This window comes from Floricoccus tropicus, from assembly GCF_001832905.1.
GTDB classification, from domain to species: domain Bacteria; phylum Bacillota; class Bacilli; order Lactobacillales; family Streptococcaceae; genus Floricoccus; species Floricoccus tropicus.
Window position 1 is genome coordinate 43,065 of record NZ_MKIR01000024.1, and the last position, 22,442, is coordinate 65,506.

Sequence of the window (22,442 nt, forward strand, 5' to 3'; positions counted from 1 at the left end):
TTCGAAATTGATGTGTATATGAAATATTCTAAATTAACAGAATATTCTATTGATATTCTATTGACAAATTGTTCTGAAAATTATAACATTAACACTTGAAAATACAATTTTGAGGAGTGGATACTTATGGCAAAGAAGAAAAAGAAAAATTCTACTACTAAATATGTCATCGGTGCAGCAGCTGTAGCTGTTGTTGCATTTGGTGCATATTCTGTTTTGAACAATGGAAATAAGAAAAGTGACAATAAAGAAGGACAAGCTATTCGTTGGACATTTCCGACTGATATCTCTACATTAGATATTTCTAAAAATACTGACACATATTCAGGAACAATTATTGGTAATACAGGTTCTAATCTACTTCGTATAGATGCAGATGGTAAAGTAGTTCCTGAATTGGCAAAAGAGATTACCCATTCGAAAGACGGATTAAGCTATGAAGTTACACTTCGAGATGGATTGAAATGGTCAGATGGTTCAGAATTAACAGCTGAAGATTTTGTTTATACATGGCAACGCATTGTTGATCCGAAAACTGCTTCAGAATACTCTTACCTAGCATCAGGAGTTAAAAATGCTGATGATATTTTAGCAGGTAAGGGAAAAGTTGAAGACCTAGGTGTTAAAGCAGATGGTAATAAAATTACTTTTACTTTAGAAAGACCAGTACCACAGTTTGAATATTTACTGACTTTTACAAATTTTATGCCACAATCTAAGAAATTTGTTGAAAAAGAAGGTGATAAATATGGAACAACTTCTGATAAACAACTTTATTCAGGTCCTTATAAATTTGAAGGATGGAATGGTACAAATGGATCATTCAAACTTGTTAAAAATGAAAACTATTGGGACAAAGATAGTGTAAAAGCACCAGAAATTGATTTTGAAGTTGTAAAACAACCAGAAAATGCAGTACAAATGTATAAACAAAATAAACTTGATTTTGCTCCAATTGGTACACCAGATTTGTACAATGCTAATAAAAATGAAAAAGGTGTGAAATATGTTGCTGAGGCAACTACAGCATATATTCAATACTTACAAAATGGTAAAAATAAAGCTCTTTCTAACACTAAAATTCGTCAAGCATTGAATTTAACAACTAATAGAAAAGAATTGGTCGATCAAGTGACTGCAGGAGTTTCTAAACCAGCGACTGGATTAGTACCTGCCGAACTTGCTAAAACAAGCGATGGAAAAGATTTAGCAGAATTTGTGAAACAACCTTATACATATAATGTAGATGAAGCTAAGAAATTATGGGATGAAGGGTTGAAAGAAATTGGAGAAAGTTCAGTTAAACTTACAATAACATCTGATGCTGATAATCCTGCTGCTAAAACAACTGTTGAATATTTATCTGGCGCGTGGGAAAATGCTCTACCTGGACTTAAGATTGAACAAAAGTTTGTTCCATTTAAACAACGTTTGCAAGACTCTACAAATCATAATTTTGATATGGTAATTTCACTTTGGGGTGGTGACTATCCAGAAGGTTCTACTTTCTATAGCTTATTCCCTACAGGTGCTCCATACAATAACGGAGAATTTTCAAATAAAGCTTACGATGAGTCATTTAAATTAGCTACAACAAAAGATGCTCTAAATGATGAAGCAAGAAATAATGATTATAAAGATGTTGAAAAAGCTCTTTATGATGAAGCAAATATTAACCCTCTATATTGGCGTGGTAGATATGCACTTGAAAATCCAGAGGTTAAGGATGTAATTTTTGCAAGTACTGGTTTAAATACAGACTTTAAATATGCATATCGTGAATCAAAATAAGAACTACGAAACTAGGAATTGATATATTCAATTCTTCTTTCGTTTTAAGGAATAATAATTATGTGGAAATATATTTTAAAGAGATTGGCGATCTTATTCGCTACCTTATTGATAGTTATAACTATTACATTTTTTATGATGCAAGTCATGCCAGGAACACCCTATAATAATCCAAGACTTACACCAGATATGATAGCTCAAATGAATAAGGCATATGGATTAGATAAACCACTTTTCCAACAATATATTACTTATTTACTAAATGCTCTTCATGGTGACTTTGGGACATCATTCCAGTATGCTAATCAATCAGTATCAACATTGATTAATCAGAGATTGGGAATTTCTATCCAATTAGGTATACAGGCTCTAATTATTGGGGTTATTCTTGGATTAATTTTTGGGGCAATTTCAGCAAGACATAAAAATGATATTATTGATGGAATTGTTAGTATCATCTCAACACTTGGAATTGCAGTGCCTAGTTTCATATATGCAATGTTCTTACTTTATATATTAGGATTTAGATTCCCAATCTTTCCAGTTACTGGATGGGGTTCATTTACCCAAACAATTTTGCCTACCTTAGCACTTGCAGCGGGTCCAGCAGCTACTACAACTCGCTTTGTAAGGTCAGAAATGATTGAAGTTTTAAATTCAGACTATATTGAGTTAGCACGTTCTAAGGGCATGGATGATAGTGAAGTAGTAAGAGCTCATGCTTACAGAAATTCTATTATTCCTGTACTAACCTTAATTGGACCAATGGCTGCAAATCTTTTAACTGGATCAGCACTTATTGAAAAAATATTTTCTATTCCAGGAATTGGACAACAATTCGTAACATCAATACCAACTAAGGATTTCCCAGTAATCATGGGAACTACGATAGTGTACTCGCTAATGTTAATGGCTATGATTTTAGTAACTGACGTTATAATGGCACTTGTTGATCCTCGTGTTCGTTTACAATAGAAAGGAGCAGTGTACATTATGACAAAAGAAAATAATAATTTACAAAAATTACCAGTCTATAATCAAGTAGATGCAATGTCAGAAGACGCCGATTTTACATTGGTTGGTTTACAAGATACTGCTTCTCAGGAAAAGATATCAAAACCATCATTAACTTTTACACAAGATGCTTGGCGTAGACTGAAACAAAACAAACTAGCGGTAGTATCTGCATGGTTCTTAGTATTTTTAATTATCGCCGCAGCAATTAGTACAATATTTGTACCACAAAAAGATGCTAACTATTTCAATTCAGACCAAGTAGCCACTTATAAAAATTTACCACCAAAAACTGGCTTACCTGTACCAGGACTTAATGGAAAAATTGAGGAACCAGGAGCAACTGAAAGTAAAGACGTCTATAAACAACAGAATGTACCTGAAGGGAAAAAATTCTTTATGGGTACTGATGAGTTAGGGCGTTCTCTAGGTAAGAGAGTAATTGTTGGTATAAGAATTTCCTTAATTGTAGCTTTGGCTGCCACAGCAATCGACCTTATTATTGGCGTTGCTTACGGTCTCTTTTCAGGTTGGAAAGGTGGGAAAACAGATACTATCCTTCAAAGAATTATAGAGATTATCTCATCTATTCCTAATCTAGTAATAGTTACAATGTTAGGACTTCTTCTAGGAAGTGGAGTACTTTCTATTATCCTATCAATTGCAATGACTGGTTGGGTCGGTATGGCAAGACAAGTACGTAACTTGACCCTTTCATATAAAGAAAGAGATTTTGTTCTGGCAGCTAAATCTATTGGTGAATCAGGTCCAAAAATTGCCCTAAAACATATATTGCCGAATATCTCAGGAACAATCATAGTTCAAGTAATGATGACAATTCCTGCTGCAATAATGTATGAAGCTGTTTTATCAGCTATAAATTTAGGTGTTAAACCACCAACAGCATCACTAGGCTCTCTTATAAGTGACGCACAATCAAAATTACAATTTTATCCTTATCAAGTTCTCGTACCATCAATTGCCTTGGTTTTAATCTCTCTATCATTTATTATGGTTGGTGATGGGCTAAGAGATGCATTTGATCCGAAAGCATCATCAGAGGATTAAGGAGGGGACTTATGAGTGAAAAAAAAGAAACTGTTTTAGATGTGAAAAATTTGCATGTAAACTTTAAAACATACGCTGGAACTGTTAAGGCGATTAGAGATGTATCGTTTACTCTTGAAAAAGGAGAAACACTTGCTATTGTGGGTGAATCAGGTTCAGGTAAATCAGTAACGACCAAAACCTTAATGGGCTTAAATGCTAAAAATTCTGAAATACCCGCTGGAGAAATTCTTTTCAAAGGTCGTGATCTTCTAAAAATTGATGATGACGAATGGTTTGACATCCGTGGTGATGAAATCTCAATGATTTTTCAAGACCCAATGACAAGTCTTGATCCAACCATGAAGATTGGTAAACAGATTGCTGAGGTTATAACTACTCATGATTATGATGGTGAAGTCAGCAAGTCAGAAGCAATGGATAAGGCTTTAGAACTTATGAAAGCAGTAGGAATCCCAAATGCTGAAGAACATATTGACGATTATCCTCATCAATGGTCTGGAGGAATGAGACAAAGATCGGTAATTGCGATTGCTCTAGCTGGTAAACCAGAAATCTTAATTGCTGATGAACCAACAACCGCCCTTGATGTTACTATTCAAGCTCAAATTCTTGAACAATTAAAATCATTACAAAATGAGATAGAGTCATCAATAATATTTATTACCCATGATTTAGGCGTTGTTGCAGGTATTGCAGATAAAGTTGCTGTTATGTATGCAGGGAAAATCGTAGAGTATGGATCAGTAGATGAAATTTTCTTCAATCCTCAACATCCATATACTTGGGGATTACTTAATTCGATGCCTACAACAGAAACAGAGTCAGGGAGTCTACAAGCCATCCCGGGTACTCCACCTGATCTTCTTAATCCTCCCAAGGGAGATGCATTTGCTGCAAGAAATAAATTTGCCTTACAAATTGATCGTGAGAAACAACCTCCGATGTTCAAAGTAAGTGATACACATTATGCAGCAACTTGGCTTTTGGATGAACGTGCCCCTAAAGTAGATGTTCCTAAACCTATTTTAAATAGATGGAAACGATTTGAAGAAATTTCAAAACAAAATTCAATAAAGGCTGGTAATTAAATGGATAAAAATGTATTAGTTGATGTAAAAAATTTAAGTCTAACCTTTAATGAAGGAAAATCAAATGAAGTAAAAGCTATTGATAACATCAGTTTCCAAATCCATAAAGGAGAGGTGTTTGGATTGGTTGGTGAATCAGGTTCAGGTAAAACAACAGTTGGACGAACACTTCTTAAGTTATATGAGCCAACGAGTGGTGAAATTATTTTCGATGGTGAAGATGTAACAGCATTGAAGAAAAAAGAACTTTTCCAATTTAGAAAAAATGCTCAAATGATTTTCCAAGATCCTCAAGCAAGTCTAAATGGTCGAATGAAGATTAAGGATATAATTGCAGAAGGAATAGATGTTCATAAGCTTGCTTCTTCTTCAGAAGAACGAGATAAAATGGTTGATGATCTTTTAAATCAAGTTGGCTTAAATAAGGATCATTCTTCAAGATACCCTCATGAATTTTCCGGGGGACAACGTCAAAGAATTGGGATTGCTAGAGCATTAGCAGTTGATCCTGAGTTTATAATTGCTGATGAGCCAATATCAGCACTTGATGTATCAATTCAAGCTCAAGTAGTAAACCTGATGCAAGATTTACAACGTGATAAAGAACTTACATATCTATTTATTGCACATGATCTTAGTATGGTTAAGTATATTTCAGATAGAATTGCAGTAATGCATTGGGGTAAAATTTTAGAATTAGGTCCTGCAGAAGAAATTTATAATAATCCAATACACGATTATACTAAATCATTAATCTCTGCAATTCCGACTCCTGATCCTGAAATTGAAAGAAGTAGGAAAATAGAAGTTTATGACCCAACTGCTGAATTAGATGGTCAAGAAAGAGAAATGCGAGAAGTTAGACCAGGTCACTATGTTCTGTGTACTGAATTAGAGTTTTTAGACTATAAGAATGCTTAGTATAAAAAATATCTCATATGTTGAGATATTTTTTATTAAGAATAATTGTTTTTAAGAATAAAAAATTGTGTTATAATCTAGGCATGAGATTAGATAAATTTTTAAAAGTCAGCCGTCTTATTAAACGACGTACAGTCGCTAAAGAAGTTGCTGATAAAGGAAGAATAAAATTAAATGGTGTACTGGCTAAAAGTTCAAGCACTGTAAAATACGATGATATTTTAACTATCCAGTTTGGAAATAAAATAGTTGAGGTACGCGTACTTGAAACTAAGGATAGTACAAAAAAAGAGGATGCAGGCAAGATGTATGAGTTGCTGAGCGAAACGAGGATTAATCAAGATGTCAAAGAAGAAGAGAGTCGTTAGACTCAATAATGATTATACTAATGATAGTATAGTAAAACAGCAAAATCACATAAAAGAAAAATTACCTAGACGTAAGTATATGGGAATTATTTCAGTTATAGCTGTTGTCTTGATGTCTCTTTCTGTAGTAAATCTTGTAAAAAGCTATACAGAGCTTGAGGACAAGATGAAACTTGAAAAAAAATATACTGAAGAAGATAAGAATTTGGGTACTTCTCTTGATATGAAAGAAAGGCAAGTAGTTAAGTTACAAAATGATGATTATGTGGCAAAATATGCGCGTGTTAAGTATTTATATTCAAAAGATGATGAACTGGTATTTAGTACACCTGATTTATTAACTACAAATCAAGGAAATGAAAAAAATGATTGAGAATCAATACAAAATTTCTAATATAACTAAATTTGGTATATTTGTTGATTTAGATGATAATGGAACAGGTTTAGTTAGATGGTCAAATGTTCCAAAGAGTGAAAAGTATCATATTGGTGATTATGTGAGTATCAATATATTAAATACTCATCCAGATGGAAAAATTGATTTAGAGATAGTTGCTGAAGATTTCAATGACAAGTTTGAAAATTTTATAAGTACTTCATATATTAGATTGACTGACTTACAAGAGAAAAATAAGCACATAAGAGATTTTATAAAATAAAAAGACTCCAGGTTACTATTTAATCTGGAGTTGAATTTTTTCAAGACCTGAAAATTATAATTAAAATAAAAAAGTTTACACATTGATTTACACTGATATTTACAAATATGTAAACATAAAAGAACAAATAAATACTGATGGAGGTGATTTTTATAGATAATTTGATAGAAAATAGGTTTATGGAAGAAGTGAAAAATAATCATTTATTTGATGGTCATTCAAAAATTTTGATCGCATTATCTGGTGGTATCGACTCACAAACGTTGTTCAATTTGCTTTACAAATTTAGAAAAGAATTGAATTTAGAAATAGGTGTTGCTCATGTTAATCATAAAGTTAGAGCAGAGAGTGATGATGAGGAAAATATATTAAGGCATAGAATGTCTGAAATTGACGTTCCTTTTTACTGTGATTACTTTACAGGTGAGTTTACAGAAAGTAAAGCACGTGATTTTAGATATAAATTTTTTCAAAAAGTGATGGAAGAAAATAATTATACATGTTTAGTTACTGCTCATCATTCTGATGATGTTGTAGAAACAGTATTCATGCGTCAACTAAGGGGGAGTCGTTTAAGGTATCTCACAGGAATTAAACAAAGACAAACTTTTGCTAATGGAGAGCTCATTCGTCCTTTACTTAATTTTAAAAAATCTGACTTTGATACTAAAGATTACTTTGATGACTATACAAATTATAAAAATGAATATTTAAGAAATCGTATTAGAAATCTATATATTCCAGAGTTAGAAAAAGAAAATCCGGCTTTTAAAAAATCAATTTTGTCCTTATCTAAAGAAGTTGATGCAGCAATGGATATCATTAATAATAGTATTAAGAATTTGAATTTTGAAAAAGATAAGATTGATTTAGAAAAATTTTTAAATCAAGACCGATCACTACAATACTTTATACTACAAGATTATCTTGATAATTATAAGGATATTAGTATTGGGCGAGATCAATTTGACCAACTATTACATATAATTAGGAAGAGTGGACAATTTAACCAGAGAATAAATAAAAATTATTCTTTAATAAAAGATGATAAGAATTTTTATCTTGCATCAGATAGTTTACCTGAATCAAAGATAGAGTATGAAGTTTCAAGGATTAAACCACAAAATCTTGACTATAAAGAAATTTATATTCCAAAAGATGCAAACTTTTTTGTTCGAGGAAGAGAAGTAGGTGATCGCATTTTGTTAAATGGAATAAATAAAAAGGTCAAGAGATATTTTATTGATCAGAAAATTCCTTTAAAAATGCGAGAAAATGCTCAAATGTTAGTTGTTGAGGGGCAAATCTATGAAATTTTAGGAATTGCGACAAGTGATTTGAGTAAATCGCTTAAAAATGCTAAAATGAATGATACTTTATACTATTTTGAAAGGTAAGAGAATGTTAGAACAAGACATAAAAAAAGTGTTAATTTCGGAAGATGAGTTACAGGCAAAAGCGGTAGAATTAGGAGAGGTTTTAACTAATGACTATGCTGGGAAAAATCCTTTAGTTGTTGGAATCCTTAAAGGTTCAGTACCTTTCTTAGCTGATTTAATAAAAAGAATTGATGCCCACTTGGAAATGGACTTCATGGTGGTTTCAAGCTATCATGGTGGAACTTCTTCTAGTGGAGAAGTAAAGCTGATTAAGGATTTGGATACGAGTGTTGAAGGACGTGATATTTTAATAGTTGAGGATATCATTGACACAGGTCGTACTCTTAAATACTTAGCTGAACTTTTGGAACATCGTAAGGCTAATTCAGTCAAAATTGTTACCTTACTTGATAAACCTGAAGGTCGTGTTGTTGAAATTGATGCTGACTATGTAGGTTTCCAAGTACCTAATGAGTTTGTAGTTGGTTATGGACTTGATTTTGATGAAAATTATCGTAATTTACCATATATTGGTGTATTAAAGGAAGAAATTTATCAATAATTCAGTCTAAGGTACCATTGAGTAATAATGGATATTGGACTATAATTTATTAGGATATGGACTTAATTTAAATATTCTGATATTTAGATATCCATGGTTGGCATTTTTTTAAATTTTTTGCCATAATAAGAAAATATTAAAGGTTAGAAAAGGAAATAAATGAACAATAAGAAAAATAACGGATTCGTTAAAAATTCCTTTTTGTATTTACTACTTGTAGTAATTGCAGTTGTTGGTTTTCAATGGTTAATTGGAGATACTTCAACGGCAGTAAATAAAGTTAGTTATACGGAATTTGTAAAGGAACTTAAGGATGGGGATATTAAAGATTTAAGTTATCAACCATCTAGCGGTCTTTTAGAAATAAAAGGTAATTACAAATCTGAAAAAACTGTAAAGTCTGAGCAAGACTTGAAATTGTTTGGTGGAACAACAACAACTAAAGTAAAAAAATATAAAACTTTAGTTCTTACAAACGATTCTACTATTTCAGAAATTCAAAAGTTGGCAGCAGATTCTTCTACTAAGGTTACGGTAGTACCTGAAAGTTCTAGTGGTATATGGTTGAGCTTCTTGATGTCATTCTTACCACTTGTTTTACTTGTTGGTTTCTTCTATATGATGATGAATGCTGGTGGTGCCGGTGGTCGTGGTGCTGGTGGTACTATGAACTTTGGTAAATCCAAAGCTAAACAACAAGATAAATCTGCTAATAAAGTTAAATTTGAAGATGTAGCTGGTGCAGAGGAAGAAAAACAAGAACTTGTTGAAGTTGTTGAATTTTTGAAAAACCCTAAGAAATATACTAAATTAGGCGCACGTATTCCAGCAGGTGTACTACTTGAGGGCCCTCCAGGAACTGGTAAAACTTTACTAGCTAAAGCAGTTGCCGGTGAAGCTGGCGTTCCATTCTTCTCAATTTCAGGTTCTGACTTTGTAGAGATGTTTGTCGGAGTGGGAGCAAGTCGTGTACGTGATTTATTTGAAAATGCTAAGAAAAATGCTCCAGCCATTATCTTTATCGATGAGATAGATGCTGTTGGTCGCCAACGTGGTGCCGGTATGGGTGGAGGAAATGATGAACGTGAGCAAACACTTAATCAGCTCCTTGTAGAGATGGATGGTTTCCAAGGTAATGAAGGTATTATAGTAATTGCTGCTACTAACCGTAGTGACGTACTCGATCCAGCCCTTCTTCGTCCAGGACGTTTTGACCGTAAGGTTTTAGTTGGAGCTCCTGATGTTAAAGGACGTGAAGCTATATTACGAGTTCACGCGAAGAATAAACCTCTTGCTGATGATGTAAATCTTAAGGTAGTTGCGCAACAAACTCCAGGTTTTGTCGGTGCTGACCTTGAAAATGTACTTAACGAAGCTGCATTAGTTGCTGCTCGCCGTGATAAAAATGTTATTGATGCATCAGATATTGATGAAGCAGAAGATCGTGTAATTGCTGGTCCTGCTAAGAAAGATAAAAAAGTATCTGATAAAGATCGTGAGACTGTGGCTTATCATGAGGCAGGTCATACAATTGTTGGTCTTGTGTTATCAAATGCTAATGTTGTTCATAAAGTTACGATTGTACCTCGTGGACGTGCCGGTGGTTATATGATTTCACTTCCTAAAGAGGATCAAATGCTTTTATCTAAGGAAGATATGCAAGAACGTCTTGCAGGTTTACTCGGTGGACGTACTGCAGAAGAAATTATTTTCAACCGAATTACAACTGGTGCTTCAAATGACTTTGAACAAGCTACACAATTAGCTCGTGCCATGGTAACTCAATATGGTATGAGTGATAAACTTGGTACTGTTCAATATGAAGGTAATCAATCAGTCTTTATTGGACGTGATTATGGTCAAACTAAAGGTTACAGTGAAGCAACAGCACTTGCTATTGATGAAGAAGTTCGTCGTATTATTGGTGAGGCTCATGAACAAGCTCGTCAAATAATAGAAGATAATCGTGAAGCGCACAAAAATATTGCTATGGCTCTTCTTAAATATGAAACACTTGATGCTCGTCAAATTAAGTCAATTTATGAAACTGGTAAAATGCCAGAAGATTTTGTTGATGATGAACCAGAAGTTGCTCAAACTTATGAAGAAGTTAAAGAACAATATGAAAAACACGATGAAGAACGTGAACAAGAAGAAGAAAAAGAAGTGGGTGAAACAGCTGAATAATCTCAGCTGTTTTTCTTTTCTCTATTTTTTCAATACTTAGTTCATAAAAAAGAATCGCCTTGCAATCTCAGTCTATTTTTTGTAAAATGAATAAATACTCAAAAAGTTAGAAAATTATGAAATATCACTTAAAGTAAGTGTAATTTTATTTAAGAAGGATTTATTTATGAACATATTTCGTACGAAAAATTTGACCGCAGATAAGACTGAAATGAAGCGGGAGCTTAAAACTTGGAATCTGGTAATGCTTGGACTTGGAGCTATGGTCGGAACAGGTATATTTACAATTACTGGTATAGGAGCAGCTATTTATGCCGGGCCTGCTCTAATCATTTCAATTATAATGGCTGCCTTTGCTGTTGGTTTATCTGGTTTATTCTTTGCTGAATTTGCTTCTCGCTTACCGGTTATTGGTGGTGCTTATGGTTATTTATATGCAGTTTTTGGAGAGTTTATTGCTTGGATAGCTGGCTGGCTAATGATTATGGAATTTATGTCAGCAATATCTGGAGTTGCAGCAGGGTGGGGTTCGTATTTAAAAGGTATGTTCAATCTAAATCTACCTTTAGCAGTTTCTGGTCCATTTGATCCCTCTAAAGGTACTTATATTGATATAATGCCCGTACTTGTTATCTTGGCAGTTACTGCTTTATTACTGTTAAATTCAAAGCTTGCACTTGGTTTTAATAGCGGTTTGGTTATTTTAAAATTCTCAGCTCTAATATTATTTATTGTTGTTGGAGTTTTCTTTATCAAGCCAGATAATTGGTCTGACTTTGCACCTTATGGTTGGGGTTCATTCTTCGGAGGTAAGACTGGTATAATTGGTGGTGCAGCTATAATGTTCTTTGCATTTTTAGGATTTGAATCAATAGGTACCGCAGTTGATGAAACAAAAGATCCTCAAAAATCAATTCCTCGTGGGATTATTGGATCTCTTATTATTGCTACCCTTTTTTACATCATAATTACACTTGTGTTGACAGGAGTTGTAAACTATAAAAACTTAAATGTTGAGGACGCTGTAGCATTTGCACTACGTTCAGTAGGTGCTACGTGGGCAGCAAATTACGTTTCAGTTGTCGCTATCTTTACGTTGATTACTGTGTGTATTTCGATGACCTACGCCAATGCTCGAATGATTTATGGAATTAGTCGTGATGGATTATTACCAAAATCATTAAGTAAACTTACTGTAAAGTCTAAAATACCTAAAAATGCTACAATACTTGCTGGTTTGCTTTCAGCATTTGCTGCAGGATTTACATCACTTAACCAACTAACTGAATTTGTAGTTATCTGTACCTTAGCTTACTTAATCTTATTAGCAGCTGGAATTATTAAACTAAGAAGAGATCAAGGTGCGCCTAAAGAAGGGCAATTTAAAACTCCTTGGGTACCTTTTCTACCGATTCTTTCAATTATTATTTGTATAGGATTTATGACACAGTTTGAAGCTAAAACTTGGATTGCATTCATAGTTGCATTGATAATTGCGGTAGTGATTTACTTCGCTTATGGCTATAAAAATAGCGAAATCAATGAATAGTATAAATATATCGCCTCTTAATAATTTAAGAGGTTTTTTTATTTTCTTATATATCTATATACTTCAAGTACTTCAAGAAAATAACATTATCAAATTATCAGATTATTTTGTTATTAATATTGACAGAAGAATGTATATTTATTATCATAGCAATTAACAAATTCACAATATAATACAACATTGAAGAGAAGAGTAGACTTGTAGATGAGTTAAAAGAGAGCCCGAATGGTGAGAGCGGGTACTTATTGAACAGTTGAAGATGAGCTCTGAGTTTCCATTTTGTTTACGCAATTTGGACGGTTACCCCGTTAATGGTCATGTCTTATTAGAGACAAGGAGGCATAGTATTTTACTATGTAAATTAGGGTGGTAACACGATATGATCGTCCCTTTGTTGGTTTTTCTGACAAAGAGGCGATTTTTTATTACAAATTTGTGTCGTTATATTTTATTAAGGAGTAAAAAATGGATTTCAAAGTTATTCAAGATAACATTCCTTTATTTATTGAAGGTATGAAGACAACATTATTTTTAGGCTTCACAGGAATCCTATTGTCTATAATAATAGGATTTATTTGCGCACTATCTCGGTACTTTAAGATCCCATTTATTTCAAAATTGGTATCAATATATACTGAACTTGCGAGAAATACACCTTTATTAATCCAAATATTTTTTCTCTACTATGGTCTGCCAAAAGCTGGTATTCCAATAGGGAAAAATACAGCAGCTATTGTTGGTTTAACATTTTTAGGAGCAGCATATATTGCTGAGTCTTTTCTTTCAGGATTCAATAGTGTCCCGCAAGTGCAAGTTGAATCAGCAAAATCCATTGGCTTTAATAGATTGCTTCTGACTAGAGAAGTTATTCTTCCTCAAGGACTTCCAATCGCAATTCCTAGTTTAGGGGCGAATTGTATTTTTTTACTTAAGGAGACCTCTGTATTTTCAGCTATTTCTATTATGGATTTGACAAATACAGCTAAAGATTTGATTGGAATGTATTATATGACCCGTGAATTTTTATTCATGCTTGTAGTAAGCTATGCAGTGATTATTATACCGATGATTTGGATAATAAATTTCATAGAAAGGAGGGTTCAGTATGCAGTTAACAGGATATAGAGTTTTATTTGAAGGTAATAATTTTCAAAGACTTATGTCAGCAGTTGGACAGGTAATAAGTCTATCCCTAATCTCTCTACTTATAGGGTTAACGCTAGGTATAATAATAGGAATAGTTAGAACCAGTGGAAATAAGATAGTAAATTTTATATTTAAAATTTATTTGGAAGTTTTTCGGATAGTTCCATTGTTAGTGTTGCTATTTGTCTTTTACTATATTTTACCTGAATCATTCAATCATGAAGTCGATAATCGACAGGTTGCTATTTTAGTTTTTGTATTATGGATATCAGCCGAAATGAGTGATTTGGTGAGAAGTGGGATTAAAAGTGTTCCACAAAGTCAGGTAGACATAGGTAAATCCATTGGTTTTTCAAAATTTCAATTATATTATTACGTACTGATACCTCAAGCATTACGTGCCATTCTTCCCAGCGTAATCAATCTATCCACGCGCGTCATCAAGACTACTAGTCTCCTCATGATGATTGGTGTTACAGAACTTATGCGAGTTGGAACACAGATAATAGAAAATTATGTCGTTAGTGAACCTACAGCTAGCTTATGGGTCTATGGATTTATCTTTTTCTTATATTTTATTTTGTGTTACCCACTTAGCAAATTAGCTCAATATGTACAAAGAAAGGCAATATAAAATGACAGATACAATTTTAAAAGTAGAAAATTTATATAAATCATTTGATAAAAAAGAAATATTAAAAGATATCGATTTTTCTATCGAAAAAGGTCAGGTGGTTGCTTTATTGGGACCATCAGGTAGTGGTAAAAGTACCCTTCTCAGATGTTTGAATGGTTTAGAAAATATTGATTCAGGTTCTATCTTTTTTGAAGGAGAGAATGTTGACCTTAAAGAAAAAACTTGGGAAAAACTTAGACCAGAAATTGGTATGGTATTTCAATCCTATGATCTATTCCCAAATAAGACAGTTTTAGAAAATCTACTAATAGGTCCAGTTAAGGTTCAAAAGAGGAATAAATCTGACGTGGAAAGAAATGCACTCAAGTGGCTTGAAAGAGTAGGACTTAAGGATAAATCAGATTCATATCCTAATCAATTATCAGGTGGTCAAAAACAAAGAGTAGCAATAGTTAGAAGCCTTTGTATGGAACCAAAACTAATGCTTTTTGATGAAGTAACAGCTTCATTGGATCCGGAAATGGTTAAGGAAGTGTTGGAACTAATATTAGAATTAGCAAAAACTGATAAAACATTATTAATCGTTACTCATGAAATGAGCTTTGCTCATAAAGTTAGTGATAGAGTGATATTTATGGCAGATGGTGAAATTATTGAATCATCCTCAACAAGTAAATTTTTTAAAAATCCTAAAACACAGCGTGCCCAAGATTTTTTACAGAGTCTTGATTACATAAATTTATAGAAAAGAAAGAGGAAAGAGAAATGAAAAAGAAATTTGGAGCAATTATTTTATCTTTAGTAGCAATTTTACTTATTTTGACAGGTTGTGGGTCAACATCATCAGCTAAAAACGAGAAAAAAGATGATAAGAATCCTTCATCGGTAGAAGCCATAAAGGAACGTGGTAAACTTAAGGTTGCAGTATTTGGAGATTTATCTCCTTATGGTTATGTTGATAGTTCAGGTAAGAATCAAGGATACGACGTCTATCTAGCTAAGAGATTAGCAAAGGATCTTTTAGGAGATGAAAATAAGATTGAGTTTGTCGTTGTGAATGCTGAGGAGCGCGTGGATGCACTTAAATCAAATAAAGTTGATATTGTTCTAGCCAACTTTACTAAGACTGCTGACCGTGAGAAGGTAGTTGATTTTGCTAGTCCATATATGAAAGTAGGTATTGGTGTAGTATCGCCAAAATCAGCAGCCATCACAGATGCTAAACAACTAGATGGAAAGAAACTTATTGTCACTAAAGGTACAACATCTGAAATCTTTTTCAGTAAGGAATACCCATCAATTAATCTAGAAAAATATGAATCAAAGACTCAGCAGTTTCAAGCTTTAACAGATGGACGAGCTGATGCACTTGCTGACGATAATTCATACTTGTATGCTTGGGTAAAAGAAAATCCAAATTTTGAAGTTGGAATTAAAGAAATTGGTGAAGTATCAACAATTAATCCAGGTATCAAAAAAGGAAATGAATCACTTTTAAAATGGGTAAATGAAGAAATTGAAAAATTAAATAAAGAAAAATTCTTTGAAAAAGATTACGATGAAACATTGAAACCATTCTTTGGATCAGAAATTAAAGCATCAGATATTATAATTACCGACTAGTAATGTTTCATGTGAAACGTCTAAATTTATAATTAACTGTATGAAAAAAGCAGTTTGGATTTTATTCCAAGCTGCTATTTTCTTTTTAAAATACTTTTTTTCTCTTTAACTTCATAAGTAAAACCACTTCCAACTATTTCATGGACATTGATAACTGAAATAAAGGCATTTGGATCAATTTCTGCAGTTAATTGTTTTACAGCCAATACTTCTTGTGGATTAAGAACTACATATATAATTTTTTTCTTATCACCAGAGTATGCGCCTTCTCCGTTAAGATATGTTGCTCCTCGATCAATTTCTGCAACAATTTTTTGAGTTATTTCATCGTGTTTATCAGAAATAATAAGCATACCACGGACAGTGTATCCACCAGTTTCGACAAGTCCTACAACATTTGAAAATACAAAGCTTGCAATTAATGTATACATCATATGTCTGATATCAATATATGAAAGACTTGCTAATAGAACGATAGAGTCAATAATTAGTAAGGTTTTACCTAGTTGAGCACCACGTTTAACTTCAAAAATCTTAGCGACGATATCTCCTCCACCAGATGTACCCCCATAACGGAATATTAATCCGCTACCTACACCAGCAAAGATTCCAGCAAGAAGTGCTGCAATAAGAAAGTCATTATCTATGTTAATAGTGAAGTTCACTCTTTGAAATAGATAGATGAAGAATGACATGGTTAAAGTACCGTAGACTGTATAAAATAGTGCTTTTTTCCCACCAAGATATTTGTATCCCATTATAAATAAAGGGATATTAATAATAACTTGCGAATAAGATGGATCTATGTGAAATAGGTTATACAAAATTAATGTAATACCAGCTAGACCACCTTCAGCAAGGTGATTTGCCATATTGAAGTTAACGAATCCAAAGGCATAGATAGCAGCACCAAGTGCAATCATGAAAAGATTGACCGGGTTAAAAATAGATTCATTTTTTTTCATATAAATAAGATTTTCCCTTTATAAATTAATATTTAGATGATTAATCATCTACGAAGTTTCCAAGAATTTTAACATTTTCGGAGATTGAAACAAAGGCCTTGTCATCAACTTTTTTCATAATGGCCTTGAAAAAAGAAAATTCAGCCCGTGTAATTATAGTAATTAAAACTGTTGTTTTATCATGTGTATATGCACCTTCAGCATCATTAATGATAGTTACTCCACGATGAAGTTTTTCTTGAATAGCCTTACAAACTTCAGGAGCTTTTTTAGTAACAATCATAACCTGCATTCTCTTTTGCTTAGTATAGACGGCATCTGTAACACGACTTGATACAAAAATTGTTAGTAGTGAATAAAACATGTACTTCCAACCAAAGAGGATACCTGTAATCAAGACTATGACGGTGTTAAACATTAATGAAATGAAACCAACATTTCTTCCTGTTTTTTTTCTAATAGAAATACTGACAATGTCAGTACCTCCACTAGATATTCCGTTACGGAGTCCATAACCAATCCCTGTTCCCATAGTAAGACCACCAAAAATAGCATTGATGATAGGATCTGTGGTAAGTGTAACCTCTGGAACAAGTTGGATAAAGATTGAACTAAGAGTTACAGTCAGGATGGTATAAATTGTAAACTTATGACCAATCTTATACCAAGCAAGAACAAAAAGAGGGAGATTAAGTGCATATAAGGTTACAGATACAGGGATAGTATACCCCAACCAATTATGACTTAATGTAGTTAAGATTTGTGCTAAACCTGTAATACCACTTGAATAGATATGACCAGGCTGAAAGAAAAAGTTGATAGCAACACTTGATAGTATGGCATAAACTACTGCAGCAGAGAACCGTTCAGTAAACTGCTCCATTGCAGTAGCTTTTTTCATAGTATCTTCAGGGGATTTTTTGAAGGTGAATTTCATAGTATTTAGTCTTTATTCTTTTCCTCAACTGAAAGGCTTAATTCAGCAAGCTGTTTGTCAGAAACTAGGCTAGGAGCTTCTGTCATTGGGTCAGTCGCTTTATTATTTTTAGGGAAGGCGATAACTTCACGAATATTATCTTTTTTAGCTAGAAGCATAGCAAATCTATCAAGACCAAGAGCTAGTCCTCCGTGTGGTGGGAAACCATATTCAAGAGCTTCTAAAAGGAATCCAAATTGATCTTTTGCTTCATCGGCAGTAAATCCAAGAGCTGTAAACATTCTTTCTTGTAATTCACGTTTGTTGATACGTAGGCTACCACCACCAAGTTCATAACCATTCAATACGATATCATAAGCAACTGCACGTACTTTTTCAAGATCTGATTCAAGATAGTGTGCTGTGTCTTCTGTTGGAAGTGTAAATGGGTGGTGAGCTGACATGTAGCGACCTTCTTCTTCGCTATATTCAAACATTGGCCAGTCGATAATCCATAGGAAATTGAATTTGTCGTTATCAATTAGGTCAAGTTCTTTAGCTAGACGACCTCTAAGGGCACCTAAAGTAGTATTGGCAACATCTAACTCATCAGCTACAAATAAAATTAAATCTCCATTTTCAGCAGATAATTCTTCTAAGAAATCAGCTGTTTTATCTGTTAGGAATTTAGCGATTGGACCAGTTAATTGATCGTTATCAACTTTTACCCATGCAAGACCTTTTGCACCGAAATCTTTGGCAAAATCAGTAAGCTTGTCAATATCTTTACGTGAATATTTGTCAGCAGCACCTTTTGCAACGATTGCTTTTACAACTGGAGCTTCTGCAAATACTTTGAAATCAACTGTTTTTGCAAGTTCTGTCAAGTCTTGTAACTTCATTTCATAGCGTGTATCAGGCTTATCATTACCATAGAAGTTCATAGCGTCATTATAAGCCATACGTGGGAAAGGAAGGGTAACATCAACATTAAGAGTTTCCTTCATTACCTTAGCAAGTAAACCTTCAGTGATATCTTGAATTTCTTGTTCAGATAAGAAAGAAGTTTCAAGGTCGACTTGTGTAAACTCAGGTTGACGGTCTCCACGTAAATCTTCATCACGGAAACATTTAACGATTTGATAATAGCGGTCAAAGCCAGCATTCATTAAAAGTTGTTTTGTTAACTGCGGACTTTGTGGTAGAGCATAGAAATGACCTTCAGAGATACGACTTGGTACAAGATAGTCACGTGCGCCTTCTGGTGTTGATTTAGTAAGTACTGGTGTTTCAACATCAATAAAGTTTAAATCATCAAGATAGTGTCTGATTGATTTTGTGATTTGATGACGAAGTTTGAAGTTCTTAAGCATTTCAGGACGACGAAGGTCAAGGTAACGATATTTAAGACGAGTGTCGTCATTCACAGTTACATCATCTTTAATCTCAAATGGAGTAGTTTTAGCAGTATTTAGAATAGTTAATTCATTTACGGCAAGTTCTACTTGTCCAGTTGGGATATTGTTATTTGCTGATGCGCGTTCAACTACCTCACCTGTAACTTCAATAACATATTCATTTCTTAAAGATTCGGCATCTTTCATCAAGTCTTCTGATACATTTTCAGGATTGATAACCAATTGCATGATACCTTCACGGTCACGTAAATCAATAAATATTAGTCCACCAAGGTCACGACGACGCCCAACCCATCCTTTAAGAGTGATAGTTTGACCAATATTTTCGCTTCTTACATCACCTGCATACATAGTTCTTTTCATTATAAAATCTCCTCTAATAATTCATCAAAAATTGGGTTAAAATCTTCATATACATTTTCAAGTGTCGTAGTAACTTCTCTACGATTTTCATTATTTTTAACTATAATATTACCCGTAGTTACTTCTTCTTCCCCTAAAGTGATAATAAGCTTAGCATCATATGCTTCAGCAGACTTGAATTGGGCTTTAATTTTACGCCCCAGATAATCACGGTCAGCAACAAAACCTTGTTCACGTAAACTTTGAACAACCTTTAATGCTGGGTAATTTGCTTCATCACCTAGAACCACAACATAAACATCAAGAGAATTAGCAGTTGGTATTTCGATACCTTGTTCTTCCATAACTAGAAGAAGTCTTTCGATACCCATTCCAAAACCAAAACCTGGAGTAAATGGTCCACCAAAATATTCAACGAGACCATCATAACGACCACCAGCACAGATTGTTAACTCCGATCCTTTAACATCAATCATAAATTCGAAGATTGTGTCATTGTAATAATCAAGACCACGAACCATATTGTGATCAATTGTATATTCAATATTAAGAGCATCAAGCATTGAACGTACTTGATTAAAATGATCAAGACTCGCTTCAGTTAAATAATCTAGGACTTTTGGCGCCTCAAGCACGATTTCTTTATCTCTTTTATCTTTACTGTCAAGTATTCGTAAAGGATTTTCGGTCAGTCTGCGTTTGCTATCATCAGACAATTCTTCTGCATAAGGAGTCAGATAGTCAACCAGTGCTTGACGGTATGCAGCACGACTTTCTTTGTCACCTAGGCTGTTAAGGTGAAGGCTTACACCCTCTATACCAAGTTGTTCAAAGAATGCTTGAGCCATAGCAATTGTTTCAACGTCAGTAGCTGGATTTTTTGATCCAAAACACTCTACTCCGATTTGGTGGAATTGACGCATGCGTCCTGCTTGAGGACGCTCATAGCGAAACATTGGTTCAGTATAATAAAGTTTAACTGGCTTTTGAACCTCGGGTGCAAACATTTTGTTTTCAACGTAAGAACGGACAACTGGAGCAGTACCTTCTGGGCGAAGTGTTATATGGCGTTCACCTTTATCGTAGAAGTCATACATTTCTTTTGTTACGATATCACTGGTATCACCAACAGAACGACTAAATACTTCATAGTGTTCGAAGATTGGAGTACGGATTTCCTTATAGTTATAGCTTGAAAAAACAAGATTGGCTGTTTCTTCAATGAATTGCCATTTGTTACTTTCAGTAGGGAGTATATCATTTGTCCCTTTTGGTTTTTGTAGTTTCATAGATATCCTTTCTGGTAGATATATTTGTTTGCAATTCAAATACTGAGAGATTGTTTCATCTTTTCTTGGGTATAGAAAAAGCCCTTGAGATTACTCAAGGACGTACATTGACGTGGTGCCACCTTTATTCACAGATAATATCTGCCTCTAAAAGCTATAAGGTTGCTAACCATATCTTACGTCACTTTTTTCTAATAAATTAGAAACTTATCTCAATGCATTCTCTCAGCTTACTGAATGCTCTCTTTTTCTAGGACTCATTATAACAAAAGCATTATCATAAAACAATGATAAAATAAGAGCCTTATCCATTTTTAACTGATAATATACCTCTAAATGAATTAATGTTTACTAATCCAACAATTACTAGAGAGACAATTGGAATGAAAAAGGCAAAAATAAAGGCCAGAGCAAAACAACCGTAGAAATTTTTAACCCATTTATTAGTTCTAGGTAAGGTATTTTCCATGTCAGGATTGTCTCTACATACTTGTTTATTTAAAACAAAGAAGCTTTCCACCCAAAGAATTTGGAGAAGAAGATAAGTTATCATAGGTAATGTGGCATTGGGTTTTTCACTAATCCAAGAGGTCGTGAAAGGAACTAAAGTAAGTAGGAAGAGCCAGATACCATTTAATAGGAAAACTTTATTTGAGATGGTTTCAGCATTCTTAAAGGTATTATGGTGAGAAAACCAAAAAAGATAAATTAAGAAAAAACTAACGATGTAGGCAAAAAGTACATGCCATTCGGAAAGTAGGTTACTTAATTTTACTCCATCGGGTGAGTGAAGTTCTAATACCATAATTGTTGCGGCTATTGCAATCATTGCATCTGTAAATGCCTCTAAACGTGATTTATTCATAAATATACCTCCAAAATTTCTATTAAATTATACTATTTTTATTTGTAAAGTAAAAATACTTTACAAAACTCTTGTTTTTGTTTAATATTCATGTTAAGATACTAAAGTATTGAAATTTAGGATAAACCTAATCAAGAAAATATAATTAAAGGAGACATATAAACATGGCAGTACCAGCACGTCGTACTTCGAAAGCTAAAAAAAATAAACGCCGTACTCACTACAAAATTTCAGCTCCAACTGTAACTTTTGATGAGACTACAGGTGATTACAACCGTTCACACCGTGTATCTTTAAAAGGATACTACAAAGGTCGTAAAGTTACTAAGGATTAATAGGAGGCTAATATGCGCGTAAATATCATTTTAGAATGTAAAGAAACTGGCGAACGTATATATTTGACTTCAAAAAATAAACGTAACACACCAGACCGTTTAGAACTTAAAAAATACTCTCCAAAATTACGCAAACGCGTAACTTTCAAGGAAGTTAAATAATTTATTTTAAAACCCTTTCTAAGGGTTTTTTTCATTACTAAAAATTTTAATGAAAATATTTATACAGTAAAATGTTATTTTGATCAAATTATGCTATAATTTTAGCTAGTAATTTTCATAAATTATAATTGATA

General features: G+C 33.4%; 23 protein-coding genes and 1 other annotated feature. Of the genes, 18 read left to right on the top strand and 5 right to left on the bottom strand.

The window, feature by feature from the left end; genetic code table 11:
* Positions 1-126: 126 nt before the first annotated feature.
* The 16 genes from BG261_RS08220 (at position 127) to BG261_RS08295 (ending at position 15,995) form a co-directional block, all read left to right on the top strand.
* Entirely contained in the window at positions 127-1,791 is a 1,665-nt protein-coding gene (locus BG261_RS08220) for a peptide ABC transporter substrate-binding protein (protein ID WP_070792860.1), read from the top strand.
* Positions 1,792-1,851: 60 nt separating this feature from the next.
* Complete coding sequence (locus BG261_RS08225; protein WP_070792861.1) at positions 1,852-2,766, top strand: ABC transporter permease; 915 nt, start codon at positions 1,852-1,854, stop codon at positions 2,764-2,766.
* Positions 2,767-2,841: 75 nt separating this feature from the next.
* Positions 2,842-3,873 carry an ABC transporter permease gene (locus BG261_RS08230; RefSeq protein WP_070793121.1) on the top strand — a complete coding sequence of 344 codons (1,032 nt, stop codon included), beginning with the start codon at positions 2,842-2,844 and terminating at the stop codon, positions 3,871-3,873.
* An 11-nt stretch (positions 3,874-3,884) separates the two neighbouring features.
* Positions 3,885-4,964 carry an ABC transporter ATP-binding protein gene (locus BG261_RS08235; protein ID WP_070792862.1) on the top strand — a complete coding sequence of 360 codons (1,080 nt, stop codon included), beginning with the start codon at positions 3,885-3,887 and terminating at the stop codon, positions 4,962-4,964.
* Positions 4,965-5,885, top strand: coding sequence for an ABC transporter ATP-binding protein (locus BG261_RS08240; protein ID WP_070792863.1), 921 nt, complete (start codon positions 4,965-4,967; stop codon positions 5,883-5,885).
* An 83-nt stretch (positions 5,886-5,968) separates the two neighbouring features.
* Positions 5,969-6,253 (top strand): RNA-binding S4 domain-containing protein, encoded by a 285-nt coding sequence (locus tag BG261_RS08245; protein ID WP_070786881.1) that lies wholly within the window; start codon positions 5,969-5,971, stop codon positions 6,251-6,253.
* Entirely contained in the window at positions 6,228-6,626 is a 399-nt protein-coding gene (locus tag BG261_RS08250; RefSeq protein ID WP_070792864.1) for an FtsB family cell division protein, read from the top strand. Before BG261_RS08245 ends, BG261_RS08250 begins: the two co-directional genes overlap by 26 nt.
* The gene (locus BG261_RS08255; protein WP_070792865.1) at positions 6,619-6,912 is read left to right on the top strand and encodes a S1 RNA-binding domain-containing protein; all 294 of its coding nucleotides are present in this window, start codon (positions 6,619-6,621) and stop codon (positions 6,910-6,912) included. The genes BG261_RS08250 and BG261_RS08255 overlap by 8 nt, the downstream gene beginning before the upstream one ends.
* A 179-nt stretch (positions 6,913-7,091) precedes the next feature.
* The gene (tilS, locus tag BG261_RS08260) at positions 7,092-8,309 is read left to right on the top strand and encodes a tRNA lysidine(34) synthetase TilS (RefSeq protein WP_158007195.1); all 1,218 of its coding nucleotides are present in this window, start codon (positions 7,092-7,094) and stop codon (positions 8,307-8,309) included.
* A gap of 4 nt (positions 8,310-8,313) precedes the next feature.
* Positions 8,314-8,853, top strand: a complete 540-nt coding sequence (gene hpt, locus BG261_RS08265; RefSeq protein ID WP_070786947.1) for a hypoxanthine phosphoribosyltransferase — start codon at positions 8,314-8,316, stop codon at positions 8,851-8,853.
* A gap of 159 nt (positions 8,854-9,012) precedes the next feature.
* Complete coding sequence (gene ftsH, locus BG261_RS08270) at positions 9,013-11,040, top strand: ATP-dependent zinc metalloprotease FtsH (RefSeq protein ID WP_070792867.1); 2,028 nt, start codon at positions 9,013-9,015, stop codon at positions 11,038-11,040.
* Positions 11,041-11,206: 166 nt separating this feature from the next.
* The gene (locus BG261_RS08275) at positions 11,207-12,589 is read left to right on the top strand and encodes an amino acid permease (protein WP_070792868.1); all 1,383 of its coding nucleotides are present in this window, start codon (positions 11,207-11,209) and stop codon (positions 12,587-12,589) included.
* 171 nt (positions 12,590-12,760) lie between these two features.
* Positions 12,761-12,983: a binding site (T-box leader), on the top strand.
* Between the two features lie 71 nt (positions 12,984-13,054).
* The gene (locus BG261_RS08280) at positions 13,055-13,714 is read left to right on the top strand and encodes an amino acid ABC transporter permease (protein WP_070792869.1); all 660 of its coding nucleotides are present in this window, start codon (positions 13,055-13,057) and stop codon (positions 13,712-13,714) included.
* Positions 13,695-14,369 carry an amino acid ABC transporter permease gene (locus BG261_RS08285; RefSeq protein WP_070792870.1) on the top strand — a complete coding sequence of 225 codons (675 nt, stop codon included), beginning with the start codon at positions 13,695-13,697 and terminating at the stop codon, positions 14,367-14,369. Before BG261_RS08280 ends, BG261_RS08285 begins: the two co-directional genes overlap by 20 nt.
* Position 14,370: 1 nt before the next feature.
* Positions 14,371-15,117 carry an amino acid ABC transporter ATP-binding protein gene (locus tag BG261_RS08290; protein ID WP_070793122.1) on the top strand — a complete coding sequence of 249 codons (747 nt, stop codon included), beginning with the start codon at positions 14,371-14,373 and terminating at the stop codon, positions 15,115-15,117.
* 20 nt (positions 15,118-15,137) lie between these two features.
* Positions 15,138-15,995 carry a cysteine ABC transporter substrate-binding protein gene (locus BG261_RS08295; RefSeq protein WP_070792871.1) on the top strand — a complete coding sequence of 286 codons (858 nt, stop codon included), beginning with the start codon at positions 15,138-15,140 and terminating at the stop codon, positions 15,993-15,995.
* A gap of 74 nt (positions 15,996-16,069) precedes the next feature.
* Here the strand turns inward: BG261_RS08295 and BG261_RS08300 are convergent, their stop codons facing one another.
* The 5 genes from BG261_RS08300 to BG261_RS08320 form a co-directional block, all read right to left on the bottom strand.
* Positions 16,070-16,960: a YitT family protein gene (locus BG261_RS08300; protein WP_070786887.1), complete on the bottom strand. Its 891-nt coding sequence runs from the start codon at positions 16,958-16,960 to the stop codon at positions 16,070-16,072.
* Positions 16,961-17,000: 40 nt separating this feature from the next.
* The gene (locus BG261_RS08305; protein ID WP_070793123.1) at positions 17,001-17,861 is read right to left on the bottom strand and encodes a YitT family protein; all 861 of its coding nucleotides are present in this window, start codon (positions 17,859-17,861) and stop codon (positions 17,001-17,003) included.
* Between the two features lie 41 nt (positions 17,862-17,902).
* On the bottom strand, positions 17,903-19,657 hold the full coding sequence (aspS, locus tag BG261_RS08310) for an aspartate--tRNA ligase (RefSeq protein WP_070792872.1): 1,755 nt from the start codon (positions 19,655-19,657) through the stop codon (positions 17,903-17,905).
* Positions 19,657-20,946: a histidine--tRNA ligase gene (gene hisS / locus BG261_RS08315; protein WP_070792873.1), complete on the bottom strand. Its 1,290-nt coding sequence runs from the start codon at positions 20,944-20,946 to the stop codon at positions 19,657-19,659. Before hisS ends, aspS begins: the two co-directional genes overlap by 1 nt.
* Before the next feature lie 304 nt (positions 20,947-21,250).
* Positions 21,251-21,811 carry a TMEM175 family protein gene (locus BG261_RS08320; RefSeq protein ID WP_070792874.1) on the bottom strand — a complete coding sequence of 187 codons (561 nt, stop codon included), beginning with the start codon at positions 21,809-21,811 and terminating at the stop codon, positions 21,251-21,253.
* A gap of 164 nt (positions 21,812-21,975) precedes the next feature.
* Between BG261_RS08320 and rpmF the strand changes: the two genes are divergently transcribed.
* Together rpmF and rpmG are read left to right on the top strand one after the other, a co-directional pair.
* On the top strand, positions 21,976-22,146 hold the full coding sequence (rpmF, locus tag BG261_RS08325) for a 50S ribosomal protein L32 (protein WP_070792875.1): 171 nt from the start codon (positions 21,976-21,978) through the stop codon (positions 22,144-22,146).
* A gap of 12 nt (positions 22,147-22,158) precedes the next feature.
* Positions 22,159-22,308 (top strand): 50S ribosomal protein L33, encoded by a 150-nt coding sequence (gene rpmG, locus BG261_RS08330; protein WP_070786893.1) that lies wholly within the window; start codon positions 22,159-22,161, stop codon positions 22,306-22,308.
* Positions 22,309-22,442 lie beyond the last annotated feature (134 nt).